Origin of the sequence: Hubeiibacter jixunmingi, assembly GCF_041928215.1 — a bacterium.
Lineage (GTDB): Bacteria > Pseudomonadota > Gammaproteobacteria > Pseudomonadales > Moraxellaceae > Acinetobacter.
This window is the reverse complement of sequence record NZ_JBHFHK010000072.1, coordinates 1-9,789: the sequence shown is the minus strand read 5'-3', so window position 1 is coordinate 9,789 and position 9,789 is coordinate 1. Positions and strand designations below refer to the sequence as shown.

Below are 9,789 nucleotides of genomic sequence, written 5' to 3'. Positions count from 1 at the left end.
ACCGATGAATCTTTTGCTGCTAATATCTATCTGGCTGCAACAATAATCAATTTGCGTTAATTGTCAACACGCCCTAAAAAATTAAAGCCCTTAATCAATAAGGGCTTTAATTTGTCTAGCTTAATTGCAAAATAAATCGATTAAAATTCATTTTCATCAAAACTAAATAATACATCGCTTGAAGTTTGAATACGTGCAATGTGTGTATCCAAACTTGGTAAAATACGCTCAACAAAATAACGTGCGACTTTGACTTTTTGAGCATAAAACTCGCCATCTTTGCCATCAGCAGCTTTAACCATTTTTGCAAACATATAAGCAAAGCTAAGCAAACCCACACTATGCAAATAATCAATCGCAACACCACTTGGATATTCTGCATCATTTGCTGATTGCTTTAAGATATATTCAGTCACTTGCGTCACTTTATCTGCTGCGGCAAGCGTTGCTTGTTGCATAAAGTTTACTGAAGCTGGGAAGTCAGCCAATTCAGCACGAATATCAGCAACATAATCAGCCAAATATGCACCATTGCATTTGATGGTTTTACGGCCGATCAAATCTTGCGATTGCACGCCATTGGTGCCTTCATAGATTTGAGAAATACGCAAATCACGTACACATTGTTCCATACCCCATTCACGGATATAACCATGACCACCAAAACACATTTGTGCATCTAAAGTGGCTTGGAATGCAGTATCAGTCAAATACGCTTTGGCAATCGGGGTTAATAGTGCCACACGATCAGCAGCTTTTTTCACTGCTTGAGCATCATCAGCAAATTTAGTCATATCCAATTGCTGACCGACATAGACCGCAAATGCACGACTGGCTTCATTATTAGCACGTACATTCAATAACATACGACGTACATCACCATGTACTAAGATGCTATCGGCTGCTTTATCTGGTGATTTTGCACCGGTTGCACTACGACCTTGAATACGATCTTTGGCATATTGAGCGGCATTTTGATAGGCAAATTCTGACGCACCAAGACCTTGAATACCCATCGACAAACGTTCATAATTCATCATCACGAACATTGCCGCTAAGCCTTCGTTTTCTTTACCAACCAAATAACCTGTCGCACCGTCAAAATTCATCACACAAGTCGCTGATGCTTTGATACCCATTTTATGTTCAATTGAGCCAGCACTGACCGCATTACGCTCACCTAAGCTACCATCTTGATTGACCATAAATTTTGGTACGATAAATAATGAAATACCACGTGAGCCTGCTGGGGCATTCGGGGTTTTTGCCAACACCAAATGAATAATATTTTGGGTTAAATCATGCTCACCACCAGTGATAAAGATTTTTGTACCCGTGATATGGTAAGTGCCATCTTGTTGCGGTTCAGCTTTGGTTTTGATAATACCCAAATCTGTTCCTGCATGTGGCTCTGTTAAACACATGGTGCCAGACCATTCGCCTGAATAGATTTTTGGTAAATAGGTTTGCTTTTGTTCTTCAGAAGCATAGCTACTCAATGCCATCCCTGCACCCACTGATAAAAGCGGGTAGAGTAAAAATGATGGGTTGGTGGCAAACAGCATTTCATCTGCCAAAACGGTAAGCATTTTTGGCATGGCTTGACCGCCCCAAGCTTCGTCTGCACCCAGACCAATCCAACCGCCTTCAGCATATTGACGGAACGCATCTTTAAAGCCGTCTGGTGTCGTGACCACTGTGTCTTTATAGCTTGCACCTTGTTCATCGCCACTACGGTTGAGTGGTAAAGTTACGTTTTCAGCAAATTTTGCCATCTCTTCCAAAATGGCTTCAGCAGTAGCAACATCAACATGGGCTAATTTTTGTTGTGACTGCCAAAAACTATCAGCATCAAACACGTCTTTTAACAAAAATTGCATATCTTGTAATGGGGCTTTATAAATTGGCATAAATTTTCACCTAATATTAAAACGAATATAGTAAAGGGAAATTGATAGATGTGTCGCAGTCAATTTCCCTTCAAAGTGTTGCTAAAGATTTAATCTAATATTAAATTTTTAAACTAAATCAGAATACAAAATCATCTGCAGACAATGCCATCAATGATTCGCTACCTGTAGCAATAATTGCCGCATGGCTCGCAGTGCGTGGCAATACCTTAGCAAAGTAGAATTGAGCTGTAGTCACTTTAGCTTGGTAGAATGCTGTTTCGGTGCTGCCTTCAGCCAATTTGTCCAATGCCACATGAGCCATTTTTGCCCAGAAGTAAGCCAAGGTCACATAGCCAGAGAAGTATAAATAATCTACCGCAGCAGCGCCGATTTCTTCAGGATTTTGTTGTGCTTTTGCACCGATAGCTTGGGTGATGTCGCCCCATTGTTTCAATAGACCAAGCAATTGATTGGTTAATGGTTTCAATTGTTCATGTTGATTGCTTTGACAGAAGTGTTGCACGATGCCTGCAAAGTTTTTCAACAATGCACCTTGTGATTGCAAGACTTTACGTGCCAACAAATCAAGGGCTTGAATTTCGGTAGTACCTTCATACAAGCAGGCAATACGGGTATCACGGACGATTTGTTCCATGCCATGTTCAGTGATAAAACCATGACCACCAAACACTTGTACGCCTTTGTTCGCAGCTTCGTAACCTGTTTCAGTCAAAAATGCTTTGGCAATTGGCGTTAAGAAAGACAACATATCATCAGCAGCTTGGCGTTCTTCAGGTGTTTCAGCGTGTTCAACCAAGTCGCTATATTGTGATAAGAAATACACTAATGCACGACCGCCTTCAGCAAAAGATTTTTGCGTCAAAAGCATTTGGCGTACTGCTGGATGTACGATAATTGCATCAGCTTCTTTGTCTGGATTTTTAGCACCAGATAAAGAACGCATTGCCAAACGCTCACGTGCATAAGTTAAAGCACCTTGGAAAGAACCTTCTGATGCTGCCAAACCTTGTACTGCTGTGCCGATACGTGCTGTATTCATAAAGGTAAACATACAGTTTAGACCACGGTTTTCAGGTCCAATCAAATAGCCTTTGGCTTGGTCAAAATTCAATACACACGTTGCATTACCATGAATACCCATTTTGTGTTCAATCGATGCACAACGTACAGCATTACGTTCGCCTACGCTGCCATCGGCATTGACCAAGAATTTTGGCACGATAAATAGTGAAATGCCTTTGGTACCTTTTGGTGCATTCGGCAAACGTGCTAACACGATATGAATAATATTTTCTGCCAAGTCATGTTCACCTGCAGAAATAAAGATTTTTTCCCCTGTGATTGCATAACTGCCATCGGCTTGCGGTTCAGCTTTAGTACGGATGATACCCAAGTCCGAACCCGCATGTGATTCAGTCAGACACATCGTGCCTGTCCATTCACCAGATACCAACTTTGGCAAATAAGTCTGTTTTTGCTCGTCTGAGCCGTGGTGTTCAACGGTACGCACTGCACCATGTGATAAACCAGGGTACATACCCCAAGACCAGTTGGCTGTACCAACCATTTCTGAAATCACAGTGCCTAGTGAGTTTGGCAAGGCTTGACCGCCAAATTCTTCAGGTGCAGACAATGATGGGAAACCGAGTTCGATATATTTTTGATAAGCTTCTTTAAAGCCTTTTGGTGTAGTGACTACACCATCATTCCAGTGACAGCCTTCCGCATCGCCTGAAGCATTGATCGGTGCAAGTTCATTTTCACAGAATGATGCAGCAGTTTCTAAATATTGATCGACCAACTCACGACTAACAGTGTCAGCGAAAGACGGTAGCTTGGCATAATGTTGCTCAACGTTTAATAATTCATGTAAAACAAATTGCATATCACGCAATGGGGCGTTGTACTGTGGCATGGCACTGTCCTTCTCTTTTCAATGGGTTACTGATTTTTATCACCAAAACTAAGCAATAAAAACCCTATACAGCGTTTCACTGTGCTTTTATTCAATGTGCAATAAATTACATACTTTCTCAAGTCTTTTCATGTATCAAAGTATGACCAATAGGTCAGATTTAGCGAATGTCTAAGGCGTAAATAGGAAAATAAAAAACAGCCATAAGCATCAATAAATATGGCTATAGAAATTATAATGAGATAAATGAAAAAAGCCATGTTTTGATAACATGGCTTTTTTCAGGTATGTGTTTAAAGGCGACGCGTATTATGAGGTCGCATTTTGCTGTGCTTCCATTTGCTTGATACGTTGGAATTGGCAATCACCATAATGCTGATAGTTACCAGGGTTGCTTTGTGAGCATTTAAACTTATCCGAAACATTATCACCTGTTACTGCTGTAGATAATGCCTTGGTTGTTTGATAAGCTGTCAATCCAAGTGCCAATAACATAACGGTACAAGTTGTAACGAGTTTGAGCATATCCATGGGAAAGACTCCAGTTTGGTACAATAATTAAACACATATTGGTTAAAAAATAATCAGAAAGCAATAATTTTATTTGGTAAAAACAGCATATCTCGCTATCATAAATGATATTTTTGCTTAGCGTGGTGTATTTGATGTCTGTTGTCAAAAGTCGGCGTATCTCGATTACACTTCGGCTATTTTTAAGCGTGTTGTTGATCACAGTGATTGTCAGTACATTAAGTGCTTTTTTGTTGCGATGGTCTATTCAAAAGAACTTTGCACGATATGTGACTCAGGTTGAATTTCAAAAACTTGATCATTTGAATAATAACCTAGCAGAAATTTACCAAGTTTATGACGGCTGGCAAAATGCTTTTGATCAGATGATTGATCAACAACATTTAAGAGAAGTAAGACATAGTTCGGAAGAGTTGGAGCAACATCTTCTTTGTAATCGTAATTTTTGGTTTGTACGACAATATCAGATTGCACAACAGCAAAACGAAATTTTAAAAAATCCCGCATTGTTCAAAGCACGATTGCAAAATGAGCATAGTGGGGGTGATACAGCGATTCCATCACATTTTAATCCTTTCGGTCTAGAGCAAGAATCATCGCATGATCATGTCGATACTGCCAAACAATTGACCCAGAAACACGCCGTAAATATCGCTCAAGCGAAGTTGCCGTACAGCGAGCGTTTGGAACAATCTACTGATGTGCTAGGATTGAGCGGACGATTAGGGCTATACGATGCGAATAAAAATTATTTGGCAGGTGCAGAAGATAACAATATGCTGTATCAAGAAATACTCGTCGATCATAAAGTGGTTGGCTATCTGGCATTACGTCCAAGCTTGAGTGCGGATGACGTGCTAAGTATTAAGTTTTTTAATACACAGCAACGTTATTTTTTGATGGTTTATGGCTTGTCGATCATTTTGAGTTTGATCGTGTCTTTATTATTAGCAAAATCTTTTCGCAGACCTATCCAAAAATTATTGGTCGCTGCACAGGCATTGAGTAATGGACAATATCAGCATCATGTCAAAATTCATCGTAATGATGAGTTAGGGGATTTATCTGCGGTCATCAATCAATTGGCAGATATATTGTATCAACATGAACAGTCACGCCGCCAATGGGTCGCTGACACCTCACATGAACTCAAAACACCATTATCAGTTTTACAGGCACAAATTGAAGCCATGCAAGATGGTATTCGCCAAGCAACACCTGAACATTTGGAAAAAATGCAACATCAAGTCACCAGTTTGCGTAAGCTTACACAAGATTTGGCAGACTTAGCACAAGCCGATGCACAGCAATTGTCTTTACAATTTAAAAATACAGATGTTTGGGCGATTGTTGAAAATGAAGTGCTTAATTTTCAAGAAAAATTTGAACAGAAGAATATGACAGTTGAGGTTGATGGTACGCCGTTACAACTTCATACGGATGGTGATCGATTACGTCAAATTATCGTTAATATCCTAAGTAATAGTCTTCGCTACACCGAAGATGGCGGTACTATACGATTGCATGTCGAGAAAAATTCAGCACTTTGGATATTGCATATTGATGATAGTCCGTTGGGATTGACAGATGAACAACTGAGTCAGTTGGGACAGCGTTTTTATCGTGTCGATGATTCTCGTACTCGAAGTACAGGTGGTACAGGTCTTGGCTTGGCATTATCGAAAAAAATTGCTCAGCTCTTGGGTGGAGATTTACTTTTTGATCATTCTCCTTTGGGTGGCTTGCGTTGTAGCGTTTTGTTGCCTTTGCAACAGTCGGAAAACACAAATTCTGGCAAGTAGCATAAAAAATGCTGTATAGTAATATTAATACTGTTTTTGAGTCTAGATAGGTGATAAATATGAAACAAATTATGCTGGTCGAAGATGAGGTAGAATTAGCGGAGCTGGTCAAAGATTATTTGGTTGCAGCAGGCTTTAGTGTCAATGTTTATCATGATGGGCAAAGTGCTTATGATGCGTTTTTGCAACAAAAACCAAGCTTGATTTTACTAGATTTAATGATTCCACGTTTGGATGGTTTGGCGGTATGCCGTAAAGTGCGTGAGCAATCTGACTTACCGATCATTATGATGACAGCACGCAGTGAAGAGATTGACCGTGTGTTAGGTCTGAACATGGGGGCGGATGATTACGTATGCAAACCGTTTAGTCCAAAAGAATTGGTGGCTCGCGTACAAGCCGTGTTGCGTCGTTTGGAACGTAAAGCTGAACCAGAACAAGACAGCACTTTCCGTATTGACAAAGCTCAACAACGTATTTGGTATATGAATAAAGCATTGAATCTGACGCCAACAGAATTTCGTCTGTTAGAGTTGTTTTTAGAACACGTTGGGCAAGTTTATTCTCGTACGCAATTGCTTGATCATATCAATCCTGAAAGTTATGATGTGGCGGATCGCGTCATTGATAGTCACATCAAGAATCTACGCAGAAAAATCGTTGAGGTTGCGACAGCACATCAACGTCATGAATGGATTCAAGCCGTGTACGGTGTAGGCTATCGCTTTGAATTTCCTGAATTCTGATGAGATCGATGCAGTAGATTTTATTTTAAGGGCGGATAATATTCGCCCTTTGCTATTTTATACATTAGAGAACTGATGACACAATTGACATTTGTTTGGGATAATTTTATTTATCAACCACCACAGCACGCACTTGATATCATTTATCAAGATGATCACTTTATTGTTATTGATAAACCAGCAGGTTTACTGTCGGTGATGGGGCGTTTGCCTGAATATCAAGATAGTGCTTATTTACGAATTTTAAAAGATTTCCCACAGGCTAAAGTGACGCATCGTTTAGATATGGCAACATCGGGTATTTTATTATTCGCTAAGCATCGTGACGCTGAAGTAGCAATGAGTAAACTTTTTCAGGCATGCAAAGTGGATAAAAAATATATTGCTGTGGTAGAGGGTAAAATTGCTGAACAAGGCGAAATTGATTTACCTTTAATTGCAGATTGGGAGAACCGCCCACGTCAAAAAGTAGATTTTGACATTGGTAAACCTGCAAAAACCTTATTCCAAAGAATCAGTTATGACAGTGAGAAAAATATCAGTCGGGTAGCATTAACACCGATTACAGGGCGGTCGCATCAATTGCGTTTACATTTATCATCGATTGGTCATGCCATTTTAGGCGACAAACTGTATCATCCCCATCCAGAGCATAATCATCTGTCACAAATGGCATTGCACGCTACGCAATTACAATTTATTCACCCTTTCACAGGGCAAAATATGGATTTAAGTTCAATACCGCCTTTTTAATTGTTAATGGTTTTATTGTGCTTTGTTTAGATTAAAGTTTGGGTTTGGAGAAATTTCCCTCTTTGTGGAAGTGGTTAAGGGAGGGCTTAAAAAATTAAAATTGCAACAAACGGCGATGTTGAATCAGCGGCATCGCTTGACGGATTTTTTCTTGCTCCGCCAAATCAAAATCAGCAGTAATCAATTGTAAACCCTCTTCTTGACATTCAGCCAAGATTTTCCCCGAACTATGGGTAATCATAGCGTGTCCCCACGTTTGGCGTTTGCGTTCACTATGCCAACCTTGCTGTGCTGCACCCAAAATATGACATTGGCTGTCAATAGCTCGTGCTTGCAATAAAATTTGCCAATGTTGTTGCCCTGTATTAAAAGTAAAAGCTGATGGTGCGGTCAGTAAATTTGCTCCTTTTTGTCGTAATTTCACCGCCAATTCTGGAAAACGCAAATCATAACAGACCATCAAACCAATATTACCAAATGGTGTCTTGGCAATCGCTAACTCATCACCAGCTTCAAAACTGGCTGATTCCTGATATTGTCCAATACCGTCAGATACCATCACATCAAACAAATGAATTTTATCGTAACGTGCTACCGTTTTACCTTCGGGGCTAATGCACAAACTCACAGTGCGGACACGACCATCAGTGACTTTATCACCATTAGGACGATAAGGACAGGCTAGAGTTCCGGCAACCATCCAAATTTGATATTGAAAACAAAGCTGTTCCAAACGTTGTTTAAATTCATCAAAACGCTCAGCCATTTTGATTTGTTGCCCCGCAGCAAAGCAAATAAAATTCTCAGGAAAAACACAAAGCGTTGCATTAGCTTTTTTGGCTTGCTTTAAACAATGTTCAATATCTACAAAATTTTTCTCAACATCATTTTGAGAATTCATCTGTGCTACAGCTAAAATCGTCACATCAATCTCCCATCAAATATCAATGTTTTTTAGTCTTGTGTGTAATTTTGGTTGTGGCTTCAGCTTGAGGTTGAGCATTTTGTTCCTCAGGCTCAGCACCAACATCAGTCGTCATCTCGCTGTCTGCGTCAGAAAACAATTGTTCATCAAAATCTATGCCTTTTTTTGTAGCGATGGTATAACTACGTTGCTGTAAATACGCATCACGAACCGCTGAGTATTTGTCACCTTGCAACAGCTCTTCAGCAGAAAATAATTGTGAACGAATGTTGATGACATCTACAGCTTGATTGGTCCAATACGCCTTATCATCTTCAAAAATAAGTTTTTTAGTAGATAGACTAGAATCTACAAACTGCCCAGCTACATCACGGAAATTACTCGGTCCATAGCCAGGTAACATTAAATATGGTCCTGTTGGTACGCCCCAATACCCTAATGTTGTACCAAAATCATCTTTTTCAGAAGTTAGATTTTTGCGTTTTGCCACGTCTGCCAAGCCAAATGTAGTCAAGGTATTAATCAAAAAACGTCCAAAAGATTTGGCAGCAACTTTTGGGCGACCTTGTAAAGCTTGGTTTGTGGCATACCATGGCTCACGAATATTGGTGCGAAATCCAGTATAACCAGCACGAACGTCATCAGGAACAATACGTAGATATTGAACAGCCAAAGGACGTACGGCATGCTCATCTACAAAATTATTGACCGCAAACACTTTACGATTAAGACGCTCAAAAGGATCTTTGATCTCGACAGGTTGCGAAGCACGTGCATCGACTTTTAGCTGTTTAATTGCAGGTTTTTCTGAAATGATTTGCCATTTATCCGTGACATCATTCTTTATTTCTGACAGCTTTGCTAAGATTTTTTGTTCGGCATCACTACTGTTCATCGCAACAGGCTCGGCACTCATATCATCTTGTGCGAACAGAGTAGTACTGCAAAATGACATCGTGATGAGCAGTAATGTGTTTTTGATAGCAGACATAAACAAATCTTGGCAAGGGAAATAATGGCTATATAATAACAGAGCGAAAAGTAGCTACCAAGTCATTTAAAGAGAAGAATTGGTTATAAAAAGTAATTTAAGTTTGAAAAATAACCACTCAACAACTAAAACATATAAAAATCTAAAAAAGTACTTGCCAAGGATGGGTGAAATGATTAATATACGCATCCACTGGAGCGGTGGTTTTAAATA

At 39.8% G+C, this 9,789-nt stretch carries 8 protein-coding genes; 3 read left to right on the top strand and 5 right to left on the bottom strand.

Going from position 1 to position 9,789, the window contains the following annotated elements; translation table 11 throughout:
- Positions 1-140: 140 nt before the first annotated feature.
- The 3 genes from ACEYX7_RS09640 to ACEYX7_RS09630 form a co-directional block, all read right to left on the bottom strand.
- Positions 141-1,910, bottom strand: a complete 1,770-nt coding sequence (locus tag ACEYX7_RS09640; protein WP_374804663.1) for an acyl-CoA dehydrogenase C-terminal domain-containing protein — start codon at positions 1,908-1,910, stop codon at positions 141-143.
- Positions 1,911-2,028: 118 nt separating this feature from the next.
- A complete protein-coding gene (locus ACEYX7_RS09635; protein ID WP_374806858.1) occupies positions 2,029-3,828 on the bottom strand; it encodes an acyl-CoA dehydrogenase C-terminal domain-containing protein in 1,800 nt (599 codons plus the stop codon).
- A 309-nt stretch (positions 3,829-4,137) separates the two neighbouring features.
- Complete coding sequence (locus ACEYX7_RS09630) at positions 4,138-4,359, bottom strand: hypothetical protein (RefSeq protein ID WP_374900494.1); 222 nt, start codon at positions 4,357-4,359, stop codon at positions 4,138-4,140.
- A gap of 134 nt (positions 4,360-4,493) precedes the next feature.
- Here ACEYX7_RS09630 and ACEYX7_RS09625 point away from each other — a divergent pair, with 134 nt between their 5' ends.
- From ACEYX7_RS09625 to ACEYX7_RS09615, 3 genes are all read left to right on the top strand, one after another.
- Positions 4,494-6,161 carry an ATP-binding protein gene (locus tag ACEYX7_RS09625; protein WP_374804666.1) on the top strand — a complete coding sequence of 556 codons (1,668 nt, stop codon included), beginning with the start codon at positions 4,494-4,496 and terminating at the stop codon, positions 6,159-6,161.
- A gap of 59 nt (positions 6,162-6,220) precedes the next feature.
- Complete coding sequence (locus ACEYX7_RS09620; RefSeq protein WP_374804667.1) at positions 6,221-6,907, top strand: response regulator; 687 nt, start codon at positions 6,221-6,223, stop codon at positions 6,905-6,907.
- A gap of 75 nt (positions 6,908-6,982) precedes the next feature.
- A complete protein-coding gene (locus ACEYX7_RS09615) occupies positions 6,983-7,660 on the top strand; it encodes a pseudouridine synthase (RefSeq protein ID WP_374900493.1) in 678 nt (225 codons plus the stop codon).
- Positions 7,661-7,754: 94 nt separating this feature from the next.
- Here the strand turns inward: ACEYX7_RS09615 and ACEYX7_RS09610 are convergent, their stop codons facing one another.
- Positions 7,755-8,585 (bottom strand): carbon-nitrogen hydrolase family protein, encoded by an 831-nt coding sequence (locus tag ACEYX7_RS09610; RefSeq protein ID WP_374804669.1) that lies wholly within the window; start codon positions 8,583-8,585, stop codon positions 7,755-7,757.
- 19 nt (positions 8,586-8,604) lie between these two features.
- A complete protein-coding gene (locus ACEYX7_RS09605; protein WP_374804670.1) occupies positions 8,605-9,576 on the bottom strand; it encodes an MlaA family lipoprotein in 972 nt (323 codons plus the stop codon).
- Positions 9,577-9,789 lie beyond the last annotated feature (213 nt).

Coding starts and splice junctions, on each gene's coding strand:
- ACEYX7_RS09620 (WP_374804667.1), top strand. CDS start 6,221: ATGAAACAAATTATGCTGGTCGAAGATGAGGTAGAATTAGCGGAGCTG.
- ACEYX7_RS09615 (WP_374900493.1), top strand. CDS start 6,983: ATGACACAATTGACATTTGTTTGGGATAATTTTATTTATCAACCACCA.
- ACEYX7_RS09605 (WP_374804670.1), bottom strand. CDS start 9,576: ATGTCTGCTATCAAAAACACATTACTGCTCATCACGATGTCATTTTGC.
- ACEYX7_RS09635 (WP_374806858.1), bottom strand. CDS start 3,828: ATGCCACAGTACAACGCCCCATTGCGTGATATGCAATTTGTTTTACAT.
- ACEYX7_RS09640 (WP_374804663.1), bottom strand. CDS start 1,910: ATGCCAATTTATAAAGCCCCATTACAAGATATGCAATTTTTGTTAAAA.
- ACEYX7_RS09630 (WP_374900494.1), bottom strand. CDS start 4,359: ATGGATATGCTCAAACTCGTTACAACTTGTACCGTTATGTTATTGGCA.
- ACEYX7_RS09625 (WP_374804666.1), top strand. CDS start 4,494: ATGTCTGTTGTCAAAAGTCGGCGTATCTCGATTACACTTCGGCTATTT.